General features: G+C 63.5%; 17 protein-coding genes and 4 tRNA genes. 7 read left to right on the top strand and 14 right to left on the bottom strand.

Features of this window, described 5'->3' with window-relative positions; genetic code table 11:
* Positions 1-89: 89 nt before the first annotated feature.
* The 6 genes from tig to CAY82_RS10370 form a co-directional block, all read right to left on the bottom strand.
* On the bottom strand, positions 90-1,403 hold the full coding sequence (gene tig, locus CAY82_RS10395; protein ID WP_024086620.1) for a trigger factor: 1,314 nt from the start codon (positions 1,401-1,403) through the stop codon (positions 90-92).
* 246 nt (positions 1,404-1,649) lie between these two features.
* Positions 1,650-1,949 carry a DUF6388 family protein gene (locus CAY82_RS10390; protein ID WP_087501117.1) on the bottom strand — a complete coding sequence of 100 codons (300 nt, stop codon included), beginning with the start codon at positions 1,947-1,949 and terminating at the stop codon, positions 1,650-1,652.
* Positions 1,950-2,443: 494 nt separating this feature from the next.
* Positions 2,444-2,519: transfer RNA gene (locus CAY82_RS10385), tRNA-His, on the bottom strand.
* Positions 2,520-2,563: 44 nt separating this feature from the next.
* A tRNA-Leu gene (locus tag CAY82_RS10380) sits at positions 2,564-2,648 on the bottom strand.
* 52 nt (positions 2,649-2,700) lie between these two features.
* Positions 2,701-2,776: transfer RNA gene (locus CAY82_RS10375), tRNA-His, on the bottom strand.
* Positions 2,777-2,817: 41 nt separating this feature from the next.
* A tRNA-Arg gene (locus CAY82_RS10370) sits at positions 2,818-2,894 on the bottom strand.
* 271 nt (positions 2,895-3,165) lie between these two features.
* Between CAY82_RS10370 and folD the strand changes: the two genes are divergently transcribed.
* Positions 3,166-4,020: a bifunctional methylenetetrahydrofolate dehydrogenase/methenyltetrahydrofolate cyclohydrolase FolD gene (gene folD, locus CAY82_RS10365; RefSeq protein WP_087501116.1), complete on the top strand. Its 855-nt coding sequence runs from the start codon at positions 3,166-3,168 to the stop codon at positions 4,018-4,020.
* Between the two features lie 188 nt (positions 4,021-4,208).
* Here folD and CAY82_RS10360 read toward each other — a convergent pair whose 3' ends face one another.
* Genes CAY82_RS10360 through CAY82_RS10335 form a run of 6 tightly spaced genes read right to left on the bottom strand, consistent with a single transcriptional unit; the run spans position 4,209 to position 10,140 of the window.
* Positions 4,209-5,948, bottom strand: a complete 1,740-nt coding sequence (locus CAY82_RS10360) for an ABC transporter substrate-binding protein (protein WP_087501115.1) — start codon at positions 5,946-5,948, stop codon at positions 4,209-4,211.
* Positions 5,949-5,987: 39 nt separating this feature from the next.
* Positions 5,988-6,260, bottom strand: a complete 273-nt coding sequence (locus CAY82_RS10355; protein ID WP_087501114.1) for a DUF2160 domain-containing protein — start codon at positions 6,258-6,260, stop codon at positions 5,988-5,990.
* Positions 6,261-6,272: 12 nt separating this feature from the next.
* Positions 6,273-7,073, bottom strand: coding sequence for a carbohydrate ABC transporter permease (locus CAY82_RS10350; protein ID WP_087501113.1), 801 nt, complete (start codon positions 7,071-7,073; stop codon positions 6,273-6,275).
* 3 nt (positions 7,074-7,076) lie between these two features.
* Positions 7,077-7,940 (bottom strand): carbohydrate ABC transporter permease, encoded by an 864-nt coding sequence (locus CAY82_RS10345; RefSeq protein ID WP_087501112.1) that lies wholly within the window; start codon positions 7,938-7,940, stop codon positions 7,077-7,079.
* Positions 7,937-9,046: an ABC transporter ATP-binding protein gene (locus CAY82_RS10340; protein WP_087501111.1), complete on the bottom strand. Its 1,110-nt coding sequence runs from the start codon at positions 9,044-9,046 to the stop codon at positions 7,937-7,939. Before CAY82_RS10340 ends, CAY82_RS10345 begins: the two co-directional genes overlap by 4 nt.
* A complete protein-coding gene (locus CAY82_RS10335; protein ID WP_087501110.1) occupies positions 9,046-10,140 on the bottom strand; it encodes an ABC transporter ATP-binding protein in 1,095 nt (364 codons plus the stop codon). The genes CAY82_RS10340 and CAY82_RS10335 overlap by 1 nt, the downstream gene beginning before the upstream one ends.
* 224 nt (positions 10,141-10,364) lie before the next feature.
* On the opposite strand from CAY82_RS10335, the gene CAY82_RS10330 reads away from it, so the two are divergent.
* The 3 genes from CAY82_RS10330 to CAY82_RS10320 all read left to right on the top strand — a co-directional run bounded on the left by CAY82_RS10330 (position 10,365) and on the right by CAY82_RS10320 (position 14,021).
* Positions 10,365-12,113, top strand: a complete 1,749-nt coding sequence (locus CAY82_RS10330) for a sigma-54-dependent Fis family transcriptional regulator (protein WP_087501109.1) — start codon at positions 10,365-10,367, stop codon at positions 12,111-12,113.
* 182 nt (positions 12,114-12,295) lie between these two features.
* Entirely contained in the window at positions 12,296-13,360 is a 1,065-nt protein-coding gene (locus CAY82_RS10325) for an ornithine cyclodeaminase (RefSeq protein ID WP_087501108.1), read from the top strand.
* A 181-nt stretch (positions 13,361-13,541) separates the two neighbouring features.
* Positions 13,542-14,021, top strand: coding sequence for an Lrp/AsnC family transcriptional regulator (locus CAY82_RS10320; protein ID WP_087501107.1), 480 nt, complete (start codon positions 13,542-13,544; stop codon positions 14,019-14,021).
* Here CAY82_RS10320 and CAY82_RS10315 read toward each other — a convergent pair.
* Entirely contained in the window at positions 14,002-15,717 is a 1,716-nt protein-coding gene (locus tag CAY82_RS10315; protein ID WP_087501106.1) for a bifunctional diguanylate cyclase/phosphodiesterase, read from the bottom strand. The two genes, CAY82_RS10320 and CAY82_RS10315, sit on opposite strands and share 20 nt — an antisense overlap.
* A 13-nt stretch (positions 15,718-15,730) precedes the next feature.
* Entirely contained in the window at positions 15,731-17,296 is a 1,566-nt protein-coding gene (locus CAY82_RS10310) for a PAS domain-containing methyl-accepting chemotaxis protein (RefSeq protein WP_087501105.1), read from the bottom strand.
* A 506-nt stretch (positions 17,297-17,802) separates the two neighbouring features.
* On the opposite strand from CAY82_RS10310, the gene CAY82_RS10305 reads away from it, so the two are divergent.
* From CAY82_RS10305 to CAY82_RS10295, 3 genes are read left to right on the top strand one after another with little or no spacing between them, the layout of a single operon-like run.
* Positions 17,803-19,113: a C4-dicarboxylate transporter DctA gene (locus tag CAY82_RS10305; RefSeq protein ID WP_087501104.1), complete on the top strand. Its 1,311-nt coding sequence runs from the start codon at positions 17,803-17,805 to the stop codon at positions 19,111-19,113.
* A 44-nt stretch (positions 19,114-19,157) separates the two neighbouring features.
* Positions 19,158-19,862: a FadR/GntR family transcriptional regulator gene (locus CAY82_RS10300; protein ID WP_087501103.1), complete on the top strand. Its 705-nt coding sequence runs from the start codon at positions 19,158-19,160 to the stop codon at positions 19,860-19,862.
* A 16-nt stretch (positions 19,863-19,878) separates the two neighbouring features.
* The gene (locus tag CAY82_RS10295) at positions 19,879-20,547 is read left to right on the top strand and encodes a GntR family transcriptional regulator (protein ID WP_087501102.1); all 669 of its coding nucleotides are present in this window, start codon (positions 19,879-19,881) and stop codon (positions 20,545-20,547) included.
* The last annotated feature ends 10 nt before the right edge of the window (positions 20,548-20,557 follow it).

The raw sequence follows: 20,557 nt of genomic DNA, 5'->3' as shown, positions 1-20,557 counted from the left end.
CCTGCGCTCACTCCCAAATAGTCATGGCTTGAATACGCACAAGCCAGCGCGAAGGCTGGCTTGTGGGGGTTTCCTACGAGAGAAGCCTGTTACTCAGCGGCGGCAGGAGCCTGTGCTGGCTTAACGGCATCTTCGTACGAGACCGACTTGTCGGTCACAGTCGCTTTCTGCAGAACAGTATCTACAACTTGTTCTTCCAGCACAACCGAACGGACTTCGTTCAGTTGCTGGTCGTTCTTGTAGTACCAGGCGATGACCTGCTCAGGCTCTTGGTAAGCCGAAGCCATTTCCTCGATCATTTCGCGAACCTTGCCTTCGTCCGGCTTCAGTTCGAATTGCTTGACCACTTCAGCCACGATCAGACCCAGGACCACGCGGCGCTTGGCTTGCTCTTCGAACAGCTCGGCCGGCAGTTGCTCAGGCTTGATGTTGCCACCGAACTGCTGAACAGCCTGCACGCGCAGACGGTTGACTTCGTTTTCCAGCAGGGCTTTCGGCACTTCGATCGGGTTGGCAGCCAGCAGACCGTCCATGACCTGGTTCTTCACCTTGGCCTTGATGGCCTGGCGCAGTTCACGCTCCATGTTCTTGCGAACTTCGGTGCGGAAGCCTTCCAGGGTCGATTCCTTGATGCCGAACTGGGCGAAGAACTCTTCGTTCAGCTCTGGCAGCACAGGAGCGGCAACGCTGTTGACGGTGATGGTGAACTCGGCGGCTTTGCCAGCCAGGTCCAGGTTCTGGTAGTCCTCAGGGAAGGTCACGTTGACAACGCGCTCTTCACCAGCCTTGGCGCCAACCAGGCCGTCTTCGAAGCCAGGGATCATGCGGCCGGAGCCCAGTACCAGCTGGGTGCCCTTGGCCGAACCACCGGCGAACACTTCACCGTCGACCTTGCCGACGAAGTCGATGTTGACCTGGTCGTCATTCTGCGCAGCGCGCTCGACGGCCTCGAAGCGGGTGTTCTGCTTGCGCAGCACTTCCAGCATGTTGTCCAGGTCGGCGTCAGCCACTTCGGCGCTCAGGCGCTCGACGTTGATCGACTCGAGGCCGCCAACGGTGAATTCCGGGAACACTTCGAAGATGGCGACGAATTCCAGGTCCTTGCCCTTTTCGAAGGACTTCGGCTCTACCGCAGGGGCACCAGCCGGGTTCAGCTTCTGCTCGACGATGGCTTCGTAGAAGGAAGCCTGGACCAAGTCACCGAAGGCCTCTTGGCGGGCATCGGCCTCGAAACGCTGACGGATCACGCTCATCGGCACTTTGCCTGGGCGGAAGCCGGCAACCTTGGCGCGCTTGGCAGTCTGTTGCAGACGCTTGTTGACTTCGTTCTCGACACGCTCGGCCGGAACGGCGATGGTCATGCGACGCTCGAGAGCGGAAGTGTTTTCAACAGAAACTTGCATGGATATTCCTCGTTGCACAGACGTTAGCCGGCGTTAGCCCGACTCCAGAATCAAGGGCAAGCATTCTAGTGAGTCGCGCAGCAGAAGTCACCCCACTCGGGACGACGGGAAACCACGCCGGTCGATTAACTTTCCAGGCCCGCACGACATGACGCCGGGCCCGCTTCAAAGGGGGCCGCACGACGCCCGGGGCGACCTGCAGCCGAAATACCTTGTCAAACAACTGCCACGAACGAATTCGCTTCCTTATTCAGGATCGATTTCGTTGAACTGGCAGTACTCCTCCCACTCCATCCCCAGCGCCTCGGCGACCTCGCGGTGCGTCTCCAGGCGCATGACCTGCAGTTGCTCCGGGGTTTCGGCGATCAGTTGCAGGGCCAGCTCCCAAGGCTGGATACCCTGCTCCTCGGCCGCATCCTCGAATGCCCATTCGATCTGCTGGGCCCGCTCGCGCGGATCCAGCTCGCGGATCTCTTCGAGCAGCTGCGGATTGGCCTCGGCAAAGCGCTGTAGCGCCAGGGCCTGACGGGCTTCTTTTGCGATCATCGGGTTGTTCCTCTGCCGGCCAAATGGGCCGATGTTTCAACCGGCTGAAATCTAACAGCTTTTATTGGGGTGCCACCAGAGGATTGCAAGGGGGAATTGCGTCGCGGTCGCTAGTTTCTGGCGTGAGGTTTGGGGCGCCTGTGAGATCGAGCGCCGCCCGCGCGGCGCTTCGCGGGACAAGCCCGCTCCCACATTTGTTGCAACGTGCCGAACCTGACAGGCCATGGTTGTCAGCCTTGGTGGCATGGCTGTAGTTCTGGGTTGGCACTACTGCCGCTCCACTTGTCTCAAGCCTTGCACCAAGGCTGGCAACGCCTCTCCCACAGGCATGGCCACGTTGCAACAAATGTGGGAGCGGGCTTGTCCCGCGAAGCGCCGCGCGGGCGGCGCTCGATCTCACAGGCGCCAGAACACTCAAGACATGCACACCGCAGCCACACAACCCCAAAACAAAAAGGCGCCCGATCTCACGATCAAGGCGCCTTCGACAAATATGGGGTGGACGATGGGAATCGAACCCACGACAACTGGAATCACAATCCAGCGCTCTACCAACTGAGCTACGCCCACCATATTGCGGACTTGCGATGTTGCGATACAACCTTACAGAAGCATGGTGCGGACGAAGAGACTCGAACTCTTACAGCTTGCGCCGCTGGAACCTAAATCCAGTGTGTCTACCAATTTCACCACGTCCGCGTAACGCTTAAAACAAAGGCGCCAGATGCTATCGAGGCGCCTTTGAAGAATATGGGGTGGACGATGGGAATCGAACCCACGACAACTGGAATCACAATCCAGCGCTCTACCAACTGAGCTACGCCCACCATATTGCATTACAGCCTACTTGCTTGCCAAAGCTGCCTAATGGCGCACCCGGCAGGACTCGAACCTGCGACCATCCGCTTAGAAGGCGGATGCTCTATCCAGCTGAGCTACGGGCGCTTAAGCTTGAAGCCTAACCGAACGAGACATTAACAGGTAACTGCTAAACCACTCATTCTGCCCGACTTCGCCAACCAGTGCTAGGCTGTGCCCGACAAGTGCGGCGAATCTTATAGGCGAGCCTGAAAGTCGTCAACACCTTTCTCAAAAAAATTTAAATTATTTAAGGGCTTAGGGGATTTGCCCGACCACCCGCCTTTGCCCTTGGCCCATGTCGTGCGAGAATGCGCCCTCTTTAATTGTTTCCTTCTCGATGGTTAATCACGCGTCTATGACTGCACACCTAATCGATGGCAAGGCGATCGCCGCCAGCCTGCGCCAGCAGATCGCTCAACGTGTCGTGGAGCGTCGCCAGCAAGGCCTGCGTACGCCGGGCCTGGCGGTGATCCTGGTCGGCACCGACCCCGCCTCCCAAGTCTATGTCTCGCACAAGCGCAAGGACTGCGAAGAGGTCGGCTTCATTTCGCAGGCGTTCGACCTGCCGAGCGAAACCACGCAGCAGGCCCTGACCGAGCTGATCGACCGCCTCAATGACGATCCGGCCGTCGACGGCATCCTGCTGCAACTGCCGCTGCCGGCGCACCTGGATGCCTCGCTGCTGCTCGAGCGCATCCGCCCGGACAAGGACGTGGACGGCTTCCACCCGTACAACATCGGCCGCCTGGCCCAGCGCATCCCGCTGCTACGCCCGTGCACGCCGAAGGGCATCATGACCCTGCTGGAAAGCACCGGCCAGGACCTGTACGGCATGAACGCGGTCATCGTCGGTGCATCCAACATCGTTGGCCGCCCGATGGCCATGGAGTTGCTGCTGGCCGGCTGCACCGTGACCGTCTGCCACCGTTTCACCAAGGACCTGGCCGGCCACGTCGGCCGCGCCGACCTGGTGGTCGTGGCCGCAGGCAAGCCGGGCCTGGTCAAGGGTGAGTGGATCAAGGAGGGTGCCATCGTCATCGACGTGGGCATCAACCGCCAGGACGACGGCAAGCTGGTCGGCGACGTGGTCTACGAGACCGCCCTGCCGCGCGCCGGCTGGATCACGCCGGTGCCGGGTGGCGTCGGGCCGATGACCAGGGCATGCCTGCTGGAGAACACGCTGTATGCGGCGGAAGAGCTGCACAAGTAATACCGCGTGATATGAAAACGGCACCTCTGGCAGGTGCCGTTTTTTTTTTGGCTGAAGTTTCTTGATGGCTGCACCGCCCTCTTCGCGGGTAAACCCGCTCCCACAGGGGACATCACAGCCTTCGTGGACTGCACGGTCCCTGTGGGAGCGGGTTTACCCGCGAAGAAGCCCGCGCGGTGCTCAGCCGATCACTTCCTGGCCGCCTCCCACGACTTCAGCAGTTCGCTGTAGCTGACCGTCTCGCCCTTGGGCTTTTCGTTGGCCAGTTTCGGTTTCGGCGCACCGGGCTGATCGAACCAGTATTGGGCATCCTTCTCCGGGTTCAGCTTCGGTGCGCAGGTGGCCTGGGCGTTGGAACGCTGCAAGCGCTCCATCATCCGGTCCTGGTCACGGGCCAGGCCGTCCAGCGCTTCCTGCGGGGTCTTCTCGCCACTGGCCACTTCGGCGATATGGCTCCACCACAACTGCGCCAACCTCGGGTAATCCGGCACGTTGGTACCGGTCGGTGTCCACTGTACCCGCGCCGGACTGCGGTAGAACTCCACCAGCCCGCCCAGCTTGGGTGCCAGCTCGGTCATGGCCTGGGAGTTGATGTCCGACTCGCGAATCGGCGTGAGGCCGACGATGGTCTTTTTCAGCGACACGGTCTTGGAGGTAACGAACTGGGCGTACAGCCACGCCGCCAGGCGTTGCTTCTCGGGGGTGGACTTGAAGAAGGTCCACGAGCCAGTGTCCTGGTAGCCCAGCTTCATCCCCTCCTCCCAGTACGGCCCCTTCGGCGAAGGCGCCATACGCCACTTCGGCGTGCCGTCGGCATTGACCACTGGCAACCCGGGTTTTGTCATGTCGGCGGTAAACGCGGTGTACCAGAAGATCTGCTGGGCAATGTTGCCCTGGGCCGGCACCGGGCCGGCTTCAGAGAAGGTCATGCCCTGGGCTTCCTTGGGCGCATAGGCACGCATCCAGTCTACGTACTTATGCGTGGCGTAGACGGCGGCCGGGCCGTTGGTGTCGCCGCCTCGGGTCACACTGGAGCCTACCGGGTGACAGTCCTCCACGCGGATGCCCCATTCGTCCACCGGCAAACCATTGGGCAAGCCCTTGTCGCCGCCGCCTGCCATGGAGAACCAGGCATCGGTGAAACGCCAGCCCAGCGACGGGTCTTTCTTGCCGTAGTCCATGTGCCCATAGACGCGTTTGCCGTCGATTTCCTTGACGTCTTCGGTGAAGAACCTGGCAATGTCCTCGTAGGCCGACCAGTTCACCGGTACACCCAGCTCGTAGCCGTATTTTTCCTTGAACCTGGCCTTCAGCTCTGGCCGCTCGAACCAGTCGGCACGGAACCAGTAAAGGTTGGCGAACTGCTGGTCGGGCAGTTGGTAGACCTTGCCATCCGGCGCGGTGGTGAAGGAGATGCCGATGAAGTCCTTCAGGTCCAGGGTCGGCGAAGTGTAGTCCTTGCCTTCGTTGGCCATCAGGTCGGTGATCGACTCCACCTTGCCGTAGCGAAAGTGCGTACCGATCAGGTCGGAGTCGTTGACCCAGCCGTCATAGATGTTTTTGTCCGACTGCATCTGCGTCTGCAGCTTTTCCACCACGTCGCCTTCCTGCAGCAGGTCGTGGGTCAGCTGGATACCGGTGATCTCGCTGAAGGCCTTGGCCAGCACCTTGGACTCGTATTCATGGGTGGTGATGGTTTCCGACACCACGTTGATCTTCATGCCACGGAACGGCTCGGCAGCCTTGATGAACCATTTCAACTCGGCCAGTTGCTGTTCGGGGGTGAGGGTCGAAGGCTTGAACTCACTGCCGAGCCACTTCTTCGCCGCGTCCTCGTACTGGTCTGCCCAGGCTGCGCCCTGCACGCTGGCCAGTACCAGCAACGCGGCCAGGGTCAAATGTCGCCTCTTGTACTTGTTGTCGAACATTGTGATCTCCCGTTTCAGTTATCCCACAGGGCCGCTCGCTCAGCCCCAGCGCAGCACCATCACCAGCCACGCCAGCGACAGCAGCGAGGCCACCCACAATGGCCACTCGCTGACACCAACCACCAGCAAATGCAGGTAGGCGCTGGCCAGCAGGCCGATGAACAAGCGGTCGCCACGGCTGGTGACCAGCGGCAGGAAGCCGCGTCGCTCCACGCAGGGGCGGCGCAGTTCGAGCAGGGTCATGCCCAGCAGCAGCACGCCAACGGCGGCGAAGAACAGCGCCGTCGGCAAGGTCCAGGCCATCCACTCCATGCCTTGCCCTCCTCACACCCGGCCCAGGGCAAAGCCCTTGGCCACATGGTTGCGCACGAACCAGATCACCAGCATGCCCGGCAAGATGGTCAGTACCCCCGCCGCCGCCAGCACGCCCCAGTCGATGCCCGAGGCCGACACGGTACGGGTCATCACTGCGGCGATCGGCTTGGCATTCACCGAGGTCAGGGTGCGCGCCAGCAGCAGCTCGACCCAGGAGAACATGAAACAGAAAAACGCCGTCACACCGATGCCCGAGCCAATCAGCGGAATGAAGATCTTCACGAAGAACCGCGGGAAACTGTAACCGTCGATGTAGGCCGTTTCGTCGATTTCCTTCGGCACACCGGACATGAAGCCCTCGAGAATCCACACCGCCAGCGGCACATTGAACAGGCAGTGGGCCAAGGCCACGGCGATATGGGTATCGAACAGGCCGATCGACGAATACAGCTGGAAGAACGGCAGCAGGAACACCGCTGGTGGCGCCATGCGGTTGGTCAGCAGCCAGAAGAACAGGTGCCGGTCACCGAGGAAGCGGTAGCGCGAGAACGCATACGCCGCTGGCAGCGCCACCAGCAGCGAAATCAGCGTGTTCAGGCATACGTAGTACAACGAATTGATGTAGCCGCTGTACCAGCTGGCATCGGTGAAGATCACCCGGTAGTTGTCGAGGGTGAACGCCTGTGGCCATAGGGTCAGGCCGCCGAGGATCTCGGCGTTGCTCTTGAACGACATGTTCAGCAGCCAGTAGATCGGCACTAGCAGGAAGAAGAAGTACACCAGCAGGGCCAGCGATTTACGCGTGCTCATGGCCTAGTCCTTGTCGGCATGGGTCATGGCTGTGTAGAAGAGCCACGACACCAGCAGGATGATCAGGAAGTACACCAGCGAGAACGCCGCCGCCGGGCCCAGGTCGAATTGCCCCACGGCCATGCGCGTGAGGGTCTGGCTGAGGAAGGTGGTAGCGTTGCCGGGCCCGCCACCGGTCAGCACGAAGGGCTCGGTGTAGATCATGAAGCTGTCCATGAAGCGCAGCATCACTGCAATCAGCAACACGCTCTTCAGCTTGGGCAACTGGATATGGCGGAACACCGCCCAGCCCGAGGCGCGATCGATACGCGCGGCCTGGTAGTACACATCGGGGATGGCGCGCAGCCCCGAATAACAGAGCAACGCCACCAGCGACGTCCAGTGCCACACGTCCATCACCAGCACGGTCAGCCAGGCGTCGAACGGGTCACCGGCGTAGTTGTAGCTGACGCCGAGCCTGGCCAGGGTGGCGCCGAGAAGGCCGATGTCGGCACGGCCGAAAATCTGCCAGATGGTGCCAACCACGTTCCACGGGATCAGCAGCGGGATGGCCATGACGATCAGGCACACCGAGGCCATGCGCCCCTTGGTCGGCATGGTCAGGGCAATGGCGATACCCAGCGGGATCTCGATCAGCAGCACGCAGGCGGAATAGATGAACTGGCGCAGCAGTGCATCGTGCAAAGCTGGGTCGCGCAGTACCTGGCGGTACCAGTCGGCGCCGACGAAGTAACGGTTGGACTGGTCGAAGATGTCCTGCACCGAGTAGTTGACCACCGTCATCATCGGCACCACCGCACTGAAAGCCACCAGCAGGAACACCGGCAGCACCAGCCACCAGGCCTTGTTGTTCGGCACCTTGTTCATGGCCCGGCCTCCAGCAGCACATCGTCGAAGTACAGCATCAGCCACTGCGCCGGAAGGCTGACCCAGGCCTGAGCCACCGGAAGCGGGCGGTCCTCGCCCAGGCGCGCCTTGAGCGTGACACCGCCCAGTTCGAGGGTGACGATGCGGTAGGTGCCCAGGTCCTCGACGTCCAGCACCCGCGCCGGGTAGGCGTCATCGAACGGGCTGTCCCACAGCTGCACGAATTCCGGGCGGATGCCCACTTGCAGGCGACCACCGCCTTTCGCCGCCAGGCGCTCTCGCAGATGCTCTCGTAGATGCCCGGGCAGCACCAGGTGAATCTCGCCAAACGCCACCCCGTCCGCTTCGGCGCGCACTTCGATCAGGTTCATTCCCGGGCTGCCGATGAAGTAACCGACGAAGGTATGCCGCGGCCGCTCGAACAGTTCGCGTGGGGTACCGAACTGGACGATGCGCCCGCCGTGCATGACCGCGATCTTGTCGGCGAACGTCGAGGCCTCCAACTGGTCGTGGGTGACGTAGATCATGGTGATGTTGAACTGCTCGTGGATCTGCTTGAGCTTGCGCCGCAGCTTCCACTTCAGGTGCGGGTCGATCACTGTCAGCGGCTCGTCGAACAGGATCGCCGACACGTCATCGCGCACCAGGCCACGTCCCATGGAGACCTTCTGTTTTTCGTCGGCACTGAGGTTGCGCGCCTTCTTGCGCAGCACGGCCGACAGGTCGAGCACTTCGGCAATCTCCTCCACCCGGGCCTGCACCCGGGCTTCGTCCAGCCCCTGGTTGCGCAAGGGAAACGCCAGGTTGTCGAACACCGTCATGGTGTCGTACACCACGGGGAACTGGAATACCTGCGCAATGTTGCGTGCCTGCGGTGACAGCTGGTTGACCGGCTTGCCGTCGAACAGCACCTCGCCGTGGGACGGTGTCAGCAGCCCGGAGATGATGTTGAGCAAGGTCGACTTGCCGCAGCCCGACGGCCCGAGCAACGCGTAGGCACCGCCCTGCTCCCACACGTGCTCCAGCGCGTGCAGGGCATAGTCCGCCTCGCTGACGGGCTGGCGGCTGTAGCTGTGCGCCAGTTGGCGCAGGCGGATTTCGGCCATCACCCTCTCCTTGCCTGGCGCAGCCCCGGGGCCTGCACCAGTGCCCCGGCGCTGTCGAACACGAACAGCTTGTGGGTGGGAATGAACACGCGGATCGGCGTATCCACCTGGTATTCGTGCACCCCTGGCAGGTGCAGGATCATGCGCCAGTATTCATTGCGCACATGCAGGAAGGTCTCTGAACCACTGATCTCGGCCAGTTCCACCAGCACCGACAATTCCAGGTCGTCGTCATGGGCCGGCACCAGGCTGATGTGGCTGGGCCGCACACCAAAGCGGTAGTCACCCTCGGCAAGCGGCTGCAAGTCGGCATTACGGGCAAAGTGCACGGCCTGGGCCAGGCTCACGTCGTTGCCGCTGATATGGCCAGGCACCAGGTTGATCGGTGGTTCGGAAAACAGCTCGGCAGCCAGCACGCTGCCCGGGCGCTGGTAGACCTCAGCGGTAGGCCCGCTCTGGACGATACGGCCCTCATGCACGAGGGTGGTGGTGCCGCCCAACGCCAGCGCCTCGTTGGGCTCGGTGGTGGCATACACGGCTATGCAGTGGCGCGCCGCGAACAACTCACGCAGTTCCTGACGCAGGCCCTCGCGCAGTTTGTAGTCGAGGTTGACCAGTGGTTCGTCGAACAGGATCAGCGAGGCATCCTTGACCAGCGCCCGGGCCATCGCCGTGCGTTGCTGCTGGCCACCGGACAGCTCCAGCGGCAGACGCTGGAGGTAGGCTTCGATGCGCAGCATCTCGGCGGTTTCCTGCACGCGCCGGCGGATCTGGGGCTCGTCCATGCGTGCCTGGCGCAGCGGTGACGCAATATTCTCGTACACGCTAAGGGTCGGGTAATTGATGAACTGCTGATACACCATCGACACATTGCGCTGGCGCACCGGTACGCCAGTCACGTCCTGACCATCCATCAGCACCCGCCCCCGGTCCGGGCGGTCGAGCCCGGCCATCAGGCGCATCAGGCTGGTCTTGCCGGCCAGGGTGCGGCCCAGCAGTACGTTGAACGAGCCGGGCTCGAAACGCAGTGAGGCATCGACTATCCAGGCCTGGTTGTCGACGCTGCGGCTGACCTGTTCCAGCACCAGAGACATGGCGTGGCCTTCTTGTGGTTATTGTCTGGCGGGCACAGCCAGTTTCGTGCCAGTTGTACCGCGATCCTCTAGCCTGGGGCCTGGCCGGCAACCCTGGCCGGTTGCAGGTTCACAAGTGAACACAAGCACTGAACAACTGAACACTTGCCGGTTTGACATTGAACAACCGTGCACAACACTGAACATCGGTCGGCCCCATGACAACAATCACACAGGACAGGCCCATGGCCGCATCCGCTTCGACCCATGCTCAACTGATCCAGGCCTCCTGGGCCCGCTGTCGCGACCACGGCCTGCAACCCCAGCACGCCCCGGACTTCGACTGCCTGACCCGCACCGAGCTGAGCGCCCTGCTGGAGCGACGCCAGGCCCTGCTGCGCCTGACCCGCGAAACGGTGCTGCCGCAATATGCGCACCTGCTGGGCAATGCCAGCTACCTGGTGATGCTGGCCGATGCCAGCGGCTGCCTGCTCGACAGCTGGGGCTCGCGGCGTTTCATCGAACCATGCCAGCAGCACGGTTTCAGCGCCGGAGCCCACTGGCACGAGCGCGGTGTCGGCACCAATGCCCTTGGCACCGCACTGGTCTGCGCCGAAGCGATCCACGTTGGCCAGGACGAACACTTCCTGCGCCAGAACCGCTATATGTCCAGCGCCGCGACGCCGCTGTTCGACGCCACGCGGCAACTGGTCGGGGTGCTCGACGTAGCCAGCGACGGCTATCTGCCCGCCAGCCAGACGCTAGGCCTGGTGCGCATGATGGGCCAGAGCCTGGAGAACCACCTGATCCTCGCCGAGCATGCCGACCAGCACGCGCAACTGATCTTCAACAGCGCTTCCGACAACCTCGACAGCCCATGGGCCGGCCTGCTGGTGTTCGATGAGCAAGGTCAGGTGCTGGCCGCCAACCACCGGGCCGATAGCCTGCTCGGTAGCAACCCGCTACGGCAGAATATCGAGCAACTGTTCCAGTTGCCCCTGCAACAGCTGCTCAGCCATCCCCGGCAACAGCCCTTCGCCTTGCAGGCCACCGGGCGCAACCGCTTTCATTGCCAATGGCAGCCGCCGCGAGAGGTCCCCACCCGCCCCGCTGCCAGCAGCGCTGAGCCGCGCCTGGAGAAGGCCCTGGCACAGGCCGCCCTGCTGCTGGAAAAGGACATTCCGGTGCTGGTGCAGGGGGAAACCGGCGTGGGCAAGGAAGTATTCGTCGACACCCTGCACCGGGCCAGCAGCCGTGCCAGCCAGCCGCTGGTCGCCGTCAACTGCGCGGCGATCCCGGCCGAGCTGGTGGAGTCGGAGCTGTTCGGCTACGACAAGGGCGCGTTCACCGGCGCCCATCAAAAGGGCAACCCGGGGCTGATCCGCAAGGCCCACCACGGCATCCTGTTTCTCGACGAAATCGGCGACATGCCGTTGCTTACCCAGGCCCGCCTGCTGCGCGTGCTGCAGACGCGCAGCATCCAGCCGCTGGGCAGCGGCGAACCGGTGGCGGTTGATATCCGCGTGGTATCGGCGAGCAACCGCGACCTGGCTGAAGAGGTACGTGCCGGGCGCTTTCGCCAGGACCTTTATTACCGCATCGCCGGGCTGGCGGTGGTGTTGCCGCCGTTGCGCGAGCGCGGTGATCGCCGGCAACTGATCGAGCAGGTGCATGCCCGCTACCGTGACCCCGGGCAGCCTGCACGGCTGCCTGCGGCTATTATCGACCTGCTCGATCAGCACCCCTGGCCAGGCAATGTGCGCGAACTGGTGAGCGTACTGCAGGTGGCGCTGGCTTTGGCGGGCAATGGGCCTGTCGGCCTGGAACACTTACCTGCGGGTTTTCTCGCCGAGTCGCAGGTACCTGTGCAGGTCGCGACCGAAGAGGCGGACCTGCACCTGCTGGTGGCGCAAGCCAACGGCAACCTCTCGGCGGTGGCGCGCGGGTTGGGGATCAGCCGCACCACACTGTACAAGCGGTTGCGTGAGCGATGATTGCCTTGGCCTGTGCCGGCGATAGGGGCGGTACAGGCACCCACAGCCGATTCGGCTGCCAGCGCAGCGAAATCAGCCAAAGCCGCTGCCGCCACAGCCCATTACAGCCAGCTTTACCTCCCCACCCGCCGCACAATGAAACCGGAGCCCACTCTGGAAGCGTCGCCGCAGGGAGACCCCTCATGACCCGCTATATCGATGTGCAAGACCTGGCCCGCATGGTCAACCGTAAAGGCCTGCCCACGTGCCTGCTGGAAATGGCCGAGTACATCCGTCAGGACTACCTGCGCTGGCCCGCCTTCGAAAAATGTGCCCGGGTGGCCAACCATTCGCCAGATGGTGTAATCGAGCTGATGCCGGTCTCGGACGCCAGCCGCTACGCCTTCAAGTACGTCAACGGCCACCCGAAAAACACGCGCCATGGCCTGCCCACAGTGATGGCCTTCGGTGCCTTGGCCAGTGTCGATACCGGTGCACCGCTGCTGCTCAGCGAAATGACACTGACCACCGCCATCCGCACCGCGGCCACCTCAGCCCTGGCCGCCCGCTACCTGGCGCGCGAAGACAGCCGCAGCATGGCGCTGATCGGCAACGGCTCGCAGAGCGAATTCCAGGCCATCGCCTTCAATGCCCTGCTGGGCATCGATGAAATCCGCCTGTTCGACATCGACCCGGCCGCCTCGGCCAAGCTGGTCGCCAACCTGGCCAACCGCCCCGGCCTCAAGCTGAGCATCGCCAGCTCCGTGGCCGAAGCGGTGCGCGGTGCCGATATCGTTACCACGGTGACCGCCGACAAGGCCTGCGCCACCATACTCACCCCGGAGATGATCGAGCCGGGCATGCACCTGAACGCCGTGGGCGGTGACTGCCCAGGCAAGACCGAGCTGCACCGGGCGATTGTCGAACGGGCCCGGGTGATCGTCGAATACGAGCCGCAGAGTCGGGTGGAAGGCGAGATCCAGCAGATGCCGGCGGACTCGCCAGCGACCGAGTTCTGGCGAGTGGTTGCCGGGGAAGCCAAGGGGCGTGAGAGCGCCGAACAGGTGACGCTGTTCGACTCGGTGGGGTTTGCCCTGGAGGATTATTCGGCGTTGCGCTACGTGCTGGATACGGCGCAGGCGCTGGATATCGGCACGGACATCGGGCTGGTGCCGGTGCTGGAGGATCCGAAGGATTTGTATGGGTTGTTGCAGCCGCGGATGGTGGAGCTGCGGGCGGTAAACAAGGCTGACTCGGTCTGCGCCTGATAGACCTTGGGGCTGCTGCGCAGCCCTTTCGCGACACAAGGCCGCTCCCACAAAAGTCCGCCGCCATCCTAAAGGGTGCGCGATCCCTGTGGGAGCGGCCTTGTGTCGCGAAAGGGCCGCGCAGCGGCCCCCTTTACCGCCTAACCTGTCCCATGCCCTCTTCTGAAAGAAGCCCAAGCGCATGGACACCAAGGACGCCAACGCCCACCCCCTCGACCGCATCGACGAAGCGATCATCGACATCCTGCGCCACGACGGCCGCATCACCTTCGAAAAACTCTCCAGCCTCGTCCACCTCACCCCGCGCCCGTGCCTGGAGCGTGTACGCAAGCTGGAGCGCCGCGGCGTGATCCGCGGCTATGGGGCGATCATCGACCTGCAGAAGGTGGCGCCCGGGGTGTCGCTGCTGGTGCTGGTCGCCCTGTCCAACCAAAGCGGGCGCGCCGCGCAAAAGGCCTTCGAAGCCACCCTGCGCAACTGCCCGGAAGTACACGAATGCCAGTTGATCAGCGGCCACTTCGACTACAGCCTGCGCCTGCGCTGCCGTGACATGGAACACTACCGGCTGCTCAGCGAAAGCTGGATGAACGACGACTCCCTGCACATCGACAAGCTGGTGGCGCACCCGGTGCTGGCCGAGGTCAAGCCGATGGCCCGCTGACGCGCGCTGACGGGTCGCGCCATTGCACCGGCTGCCGGTAGGCCTGCGCCCAGGCTTCCACCGCACTGGCCTGCATAGGCCGGGCGATGCAGTAGCCCTGCGCAAGCTCGCAGCCCAGGCCCATCAGCACCCGACCGTGCTCGACGCTCTCCAGCCCTTCGGCAATTACCTCGCGGCCAAACGCCCGCGCCAGGCCGATCACCGCCCTGGTCAGCGCCAGGTCGTCCTGGTCATGCAGGATGTCGCGCACGAACGACTGGTCGATCTTGATCGTCTGGGTCGGCAAGCGCTTCAGGTAGCTCAGCGACGAATAGCCAGTGCCGAAGTCGTCCAGGGAGAAGCGCACACCCAGCGCGCGGCAGGCATCGAGGCAGCGGCTGACATGCTGCAGATTGTCGATGGCCACCGACTCGACGATTTCCAGGTCCAGCCGCGCCGGGTCCACCTCCGGGTACGCCGCCAGCAACTGCTGCAGGCGCTTGGCAAAGTCACCGCGCTGCAAATGCCGCGCGGCGATATTCACGCTCAGTGACCAGGGCCGCCCCTGGCGTTGCCACGCCTGCAACTGGTTCAGCGCCTGGTCGAGCACCCACTCGCCGATTTCCACAATCAGGTCGGTCTGTTCAACCCAGGGCAGGAAATCACCAGGCGGCACCAGCCCGCGGCCTGGCCGCTGCCAGCGCAGCAAGCCTTCGAAACCCAGCACCTGGCCGCTGCGCAGGTTGACCTTGGGCTGGTAATACAGACACAGCTCGCCGTCGTGCAGGGCCCGGCGCACCCGCGCCACAGTCTGGTGGGTAGCCTTGAGCTCCTGCTCCTGGGACACGTCGAACAGGTGATAGCGGTTACGCCCACGCTGTTTGGCCACGTACATGGCCTGGTCGGCATGGCGCACCAGGGTGTCGGCGTCTTCGTCATCCTGCGGGTACAGGGTCACGCCGATACTGGCGCTGAGCGACAGGCGGTGCTCGCGCACCACATAGGGCGCCGCCAGTGCGCCCAGCACCCGGCGCAACGCCGCATGCAGCTGGCGGTCTTCGTCGACGTCGCGCAGGATCAGCACGAATTCGTCCCCAGACAGCCGGGCCACCGCGTCACCACCGCGCAGGATGTGCTTGAGCCGCTGCGCCACCTCGACCAGCAGCAGGTCGCCAATGGCATGCCCGTAGCCGTCGTTGACCGCCTTGAAGCCATCCAGGTCGAGCATGCACACCGCCAGCGGAATGTCTTCACGGCGCGAGTAGGCCAGGGCCTGGTTCAGCAGGTCGGACAAGTAGGCGCGGTTGGGCAGGCCGGTGAGTACGTCGTGGCCCACCCGCCATTGCAAGGCATGCAGCAGCTGGCGCTTCTCGGTAACGTCGAAACGGATCGACACGTACTTGCGCACCTGGCCGGTAAGCGGGTCGACCAGCGGCACCATGGTGCTGTCGACCCAGTACAGCGAGCCGTCCTTGGCGCGGTTGCAGATTTCGCCCTTCCATACCCGGCCGGCGGCCAGCGCCCGCCACATGCCAACGAAGAACTCCGGCTCGTGCAAGCCTGAGTTGAGTATGCGGTGGTTGGCGCCCAGCAGCTCCTCGCGGCTGTAGCCCGAGATGCTGCAGAACTGCTGGTTGACGTAGGTGATGGTCCCACGCAGGTCGGTTTCGGAAAAGATCGCGGCCGCATCCACGGCCGCACGATAGATGTCATCCATAAAGCATCCTGCCTTAGCGGTTGAAGCGCTCCACGAGGGCACGCAATCCGGCGCACACCTTTTCCAGTTCAGCGCCGCGCAAGGCGGCGACGTTGGCGCTTTGGGCGCTGTGCTGGGCAATGCCGGCCACGCCGTTGATCTGCCGTGAGACGTCTGCGGCCACTGCCGACTGCTGCTGCGATGCCGTAGCCATCTGCTGGCTCATGTCACTGATGCGCTGCACCGCGTCACGAATGCCATGCAGCGCCTGCCGGGCTTCCTGCACCTGGGCAACGCCCTGCTCGGCGCCGTCGATGCCTTGACTGGCGATTGCCACGGCTTCCTCGGCGCCACTGCGCAGGGCATCGATGATGGCCTGGATGTGCAAGGTCGACTGCCGGGTCTTGTCGGCCAGTGCCCGCACCTCGTCGGCGACCACGGCAAAGCCACGGCCCTGCTCGCCCGCACGGGCCGCCTCGATGGCCGCATTGAGGGCCAGCAGGTTGGTCTGCTCGGCAATGCCACGGATCATCCCGGTGGCCTCGGCAATAGCACCGGTCTGACCAGCCAGGTGGCTGACCGCCTGGTTGATCTGGACCACGGTACCGGCAAGGGTGCGAATCGCCGCGCCACTGGCATCGGCGACCTGGCTGCCCTGCTCGGCCAGCAGATGCGCGGTGTGGGCCTCGGTGGCGGTTAGCTGCACATGCTTGGCTACTTCGCCGATGGATGCTGCCATCTGGTTCATGGCGGTGGCGCTCAGGTCGGTTTCCGCGCGCTGCTCCAGCAAGGCCGCCTCGGTACTGCGCGACAACTGCCCGGCATCATGGGCGGCCACGGCCATCTGCGCCGCGAGGTCGCTCAACCGTGTCAGCGCGGTTTTAAGCCGTGCCTCCTCACTGATCAGCATCAGTTCCAGTTGCCCGGCGGCACCGGGCAGGTCGCTGTAGGTCAAGGCAGCGATCGGGTCGGCGAAAGTGCCGACGGCCCCCTTCACAACCTGCTGTATCTGCCGCGCGACGGCATCGCGCGTCCACAGGCCATAGGCCAGGAACAACCCCACAGTCAGCCCCTGACCCACCGCGCCTGGCCACAGCTGGTTGGCGCCCAGCGCCAGCAGCCCGCCCGCCAGCGGCAAGGCCAGGGCCTGCGCCAGCAACGTCAGCCGGCTTGGCCACGACAACACAGCCTGGCCATTGCGCAGGCGCGCATACAGGGCCTCGGCGCGGGCCACCTGCTCACGCGTGGGGCAGACCCGCACCGACTCATAGCCAACCACCCGCCCGGCCTCGAGGATTGGCGTGACATAGGCATTGACCCAGTAGTAGTCGCCGTTGCGGCAGCGGTTCTTGACGATACCCATCCAGCTCTTGCCGGCCTTCAGGTAGCGCCACATCAGCTCGTACACCGCTGCCGGCATGTCCGGGTGGCGCACCAGGTTATGCGGGCTGCCGATCAGTTCGGCCTCGCTGTACCCGCTGATGGCGGCGAATTCGGGGTTGCAGTAGGTGATCAGGCTGGCGGTGTCGGTAGCGGAAATAAGCCGCTGATCAGGGGGGAAACGTTGCTCGACCGGGGTGACCGGAAGGTTGAGACGCACTATGAGACTCCATTCATTCAAATGCCGGGAGTCTGCTTGTAGGCGTTTATCAGGATGAACACCCCGCAACCGCCCCCATAGTGACTACCCAGTCAGGCGCGGATTCTACGAATTCATCCGTATAAATCAAATAAACCTTACGAATCATGGAGTTATAAAAAATAGCAAGGTCATCATGGCGCTTGGCAAGTTGATTGCACCGATGCCCTGGTCACTAGGCCAAAGGCTGATCTGATTCATGTGCGCAGCCCCTGTGGGAGCGGCGGTTCACCCGCGAACGGCCGCACCACGACCTGATCCAACCACATGCACCGAACTAGAGCCAGCCAGGCCGGATTGCCCCACAACTGGTCAGACCGGTAAGGCCAAAAAACCTTGCAATGTCGGATTTTTCGCGCTTTCATGGCTTCGCGCTGAACAAACCGGTAAGACCACAATAATTAAGTCCTGCGCTCTTTCGCCCCGTGCGGCTACCGAAGCAAGGACACCGATCAGAGATCCCTCCCATGCTCAAATGGTGCTCGCGTTCGATCTTCCTGCAAGTCGTGCTCGGCCTTGCCCTCGGCATCGCCTGCGGTCTCAGCTTCCCCGACCTCTCCCTGCAACTCAAACCCCTTGGCGACGGCTTCATCAAGCTGATCAAGATGCTCATCGGCCTGATCGTGTTCTGCGTGGTGGTCAGCGGCATCTCGGGCGCCGGCGACCTGAAGAAGGTCGGGCGCATCGGCCTGAAGTCGGTGATCTACTTCGAGGTGCTGACCACCCTGGCGCTGGTGATCGGCCTGGTGTTCGCCTTCACCAGCGGCATCGGCAGCGGCGCAAACATCCACCTGGACCAACTGTCCAGCGCCGACGCCAGCGCCCTGGCCGAACGCGGCCAGCACATCCACGGCGCCACGGCGTTCTTCATGGACCTGATCCCCACTTCGGTGATCGGTGCCTTCGCCGATAACAACATCCTTCAGGTGCTGTTGTTCTCGGTACTGTTCGGCAGCGCGCTGAACCTGGTGGGCGACTCCGCAGCCGGCATCTCGCGGCTGATCAACGAACTGAGCCACGTGATCTTCCGCATCATGGGCATGATCGTGCGCCTGGCCCCCATCGGTGTGTTTGGCGCCATCGCCTTCACCACCAGCAAGTACGGCCTGGCATCGCTGCAACACCTGGGCGGGCTGGTGGCGCTGTTCTACCTGACCTGCGCCGGCTTCGTACTGATCGTGCTGGGCACGGTCATGCGCCTGTCGGGCCTGAAGCTGCTGCCGCTGATCAAGTACCTGCGGGAAGAGCTGACCATCGTGCTGGGCACCGCCTCGTCCGATGCCGTACTGCCACAGATCATGCGCAAGCTGGAGCACCTGGGTATCGGCAGTTCCACCGTCGGCCTGGTAATCCCCACTGGCTATTCGTTCAATCTCGATGGTTTCTCCATCTACCTGACCCTGGCCATCGTGTTTATTGCCAACGCCACCGGCACGCCACTGGCAATGACCGACTTGTTGACCATCCTGCTGGTGTCGCTGGTGACTTCCAAGGGCGCTCACGGCATCCCAGGCTCGGCGCTGGTGATTCTCGCCGCTACCCTGACCGCCGTACCGGCAATCCCGGTGGTTGGCCTGGTACTGGTATTGGCGGTGGACTGGTTCATGGGCATCGGCCGGGCACTGACCAACCTGATCGGCAACTGCGTGGCCACAGTGGCCATCGCCCGCTGGGAGAAGGACATCGACCTGGAGCGTGCGCACAACGTGCTCGACGGCAAGCCCGGCTTCGCCCCCACGCCCCGCAAGCAGCCCAACACCCATCAACAGGAATTCTGAGCGAACGTGGCCGGCACTGATGCCGGCCCTTCCAGGAGCGAACCGTGATCAGCTCATCGACCGTCGTCAACTCAGTGGTGGAAAAACTGCGCCAGGCCCTCGCCCGCGGCCAATGGCGTACCGGCGACATGCTACCAGGCCAGCGCGAACTGGCCGAACAACTGGGCATCAGCCGCCCCAGCCTGCGCGAAGCGGTGACCGTGCTGGAAACCCTGGGCCTGGTGCGCTCGCTGCCGGGCAAGGGCGTGCTGGTGCTGGATGCCGATTCCGCCGCCCAGGAACAGGGCCTGGACACCAGCGCCGCAGCCAGCCTGGCTGACGTGCTGGAACTACGCTACACCCTTGAACCCTTCATCGTCGGCCTGGTGGCGCAGTCGGCCAACAGCCAGGACATCGGCCAGCTGCGCCTGACCCTGATGGACATGCGTGAAGCGCTGGAGGCCGATGACAGCGAAGCCGGAGTCAGGGCCTACATCGCCTTCCATGAAGCACTGTTCGCCTTGACCACCAACCCGATCTTCCAGAGTGTGGTGCAACAGACCGGCAATGCCCTCAAACAGAGCGCCGACATGCTGCGCAATTCGCCAGAGCACCTGGCCGCCCGACTGAAGGAAAACGAAGCGGTGGTGCGCGCCATACGCGAACGCAGCAGCGCCCAGGCCAGTGCCCAGATGCGCCAGCACATCCTGGCCGAAGGGCTGCGCATGGGCATCCCGTTGAACATCCCGGACGAACACCCGCATCCATGACCCAAGGAGAGCGACCATGAACGCCGCCCCCCACTTGCCGACCCTGCTCGCGGCCGGCGAAACCCGCCTGTCGGCCGAGCAGATCTACCCGCGGCTGTTCGATGCCATCCTCGAACAGCGCCTGCCACCTGGCAGCCTGTTGCCCGAACAGGCGCTGGGCCATGCCTTTGGTGTCAGCCGTACAGTGATCCGCCGCGTGCTCGGGCGCCTGTCCGACCAGCAGGTGGTGGTGCAGCGCCCCAGCCACACTGCGCATTTGGCCGCGCCCGACCCGGAGCAGGCACGCCAGGTACTCAGCGCCCGGCGCCTGGCCGAAACCACGCTGATCACCTTGGCCGCGCAACGCGCCCGGCCAGTGCAGATTCGCCAGCTGCGGCAACTGGTGGAACGCGAGCGCCAGCACCATGAAAACGGCGAGCGTTGTGCGGCGATCCGCCTGGGCGGCGAGTTTCACCTGAAACTGGCGCAAGTGGCCGCCAATGCGCCACTGGCGCGGTTTCTCAATGGCCTGGTGCCGATGACCTCGCTGATCATCGCCCGCTACGAGTCGCCGTGCTGCGACCACTGCGCGTGGGAGGAACATGCGGCGATCATCGATGCCGTGGAGTACGGTGATGCCGAGGCGGCGCTAGGGCTGATGCACAAGCACCTCGACCGCCTGGAAGAAAAGCTCGACCTGGATTGACCCGGGCCGC

Source organism: Pseudomonas sp. SID14000 (assembly GCF_002165135.1).
In the GTDB taxonomy this organism is placed as follows: domain Bacteria; phylum Pseudomonadota; class Gammaproteobacteria; order Pseudomonadales; family Pseudomonadaceae; genus Aquipseudomonas.
Note: the sequence above shows the minus strand (reverse complement) of the source record. Positions and strands in the feature narration are given on the sequence as shown.

Excerpts from the sequence above, each read along its gene's own strand:
- tig (WP_024086620.1), bottom strand. The coding sequence starts at position 1,403 with ATGCAAGTTTCTGTTGAAAACACTTCCGCTCTCGAGCGTCGCATGACC.
- CAY82_RS10390 (WP_087501117.1), bottom strand. The coding sequence starts at position 1,949 with ATGATCGCAAAAGAAGCCCGTCAGGCCCTGGCGCTACAGCGCTTTGCC.
- folD (WP_087501116.1), top strand. The coding sequence starts at position 3,166 with ATGACTGCACACCTAATCGATGGCAAGGCGATCGCCGCCAGCCTGCGC.
- CAY82_RS10360 (WP_087501115.1), bottom strand. The coding sequence starts at position 5,948 with ATGTTCGACAACAAGTACAAGAGGCGACATTTGACCCTGGCCGCGTTG.
- CAY82_RS10355 (WP_087501114.1), bottom strand. The coding sequence starts at position 6,260 with ATGGAGTGGATGGCCTGGACCTTGCCGACGGCGCTGTTCTTCGCCGCC.
- CAY82_RS10350 (WP_087501113.1), bottom strand. The coding sequence starts at position 7,073 with ATGAGCACGCGTAAATCGCTGGCCCTGCTGGTGTACTTCTTCTTCCTG.
- CAY82_RS10345 (WP_087501112.1), bottom strand. The coding sequence starts at position 7,940 with ATGAACAAGGTGCCGAACAACAAGGCCTGGTGGCTGGTGCTGCCGGTG.
- CAY82_RS10340 (WP_087501111.1), bottom strand. The coding sequence starts at position 9,046 with ATGGCCGAAATCCGCCTGCGCCAACTGGCGCACAGCTACAGCCGCCAG.
- CAY82_RS10335 (WP_087501110.1), bottom strand. The coding sequence starts at position 10,140 with ATGTCTCTGGTGCTGGAACAGGTCAGCCGCAGCGTCGACAACCAGGCC.
- CAY82_RS10330 (WP_087501109.1), top strand. The coding sequence starts at position 10,365 with ATGGCCGCATCCGCTTCGACCCATGCTCAACTGATCCAGGCCTCCTGG.
- CAY82_RS10325 (WP_087501108.1), top strand. The coding sequence starts at position 12,296 with ATGACCCGCTATATCGATGTGCAAGACCTGGCCCGCATGGTCAACCGT.
- CAY82_RS10320 (WP_087501107.1), top strand. The coding sequence starts at position 13,542 with ATGGACACCAAGGACGCCAACGCCCACCCCCTCGACCGCATCGACGAA.
- CAY82_RS10315 (WP_087501106.1), bottom strand. The coding sequence starts at position 15,717 with ATGGATGACATCTATCGTGCGGCCGTGGATGCGGCCGCGATCTTTTCC.
- CAY82_RS10305 (WP_087501104.1), top strand. The coding sequence starts at position 17,803 with ATGCTCAAATGGTGCTCGCGTTCGATCTTCCTGCAAGTCGTGCTCGGC.
- CAY82_RS10295 (WP_087501102.1), top strand. The coding sequence starts at position 19,879 with ATGAACGCCGCCCCCCACTTGCCGACCCTGCTCGCGGCCGGCGAAACC.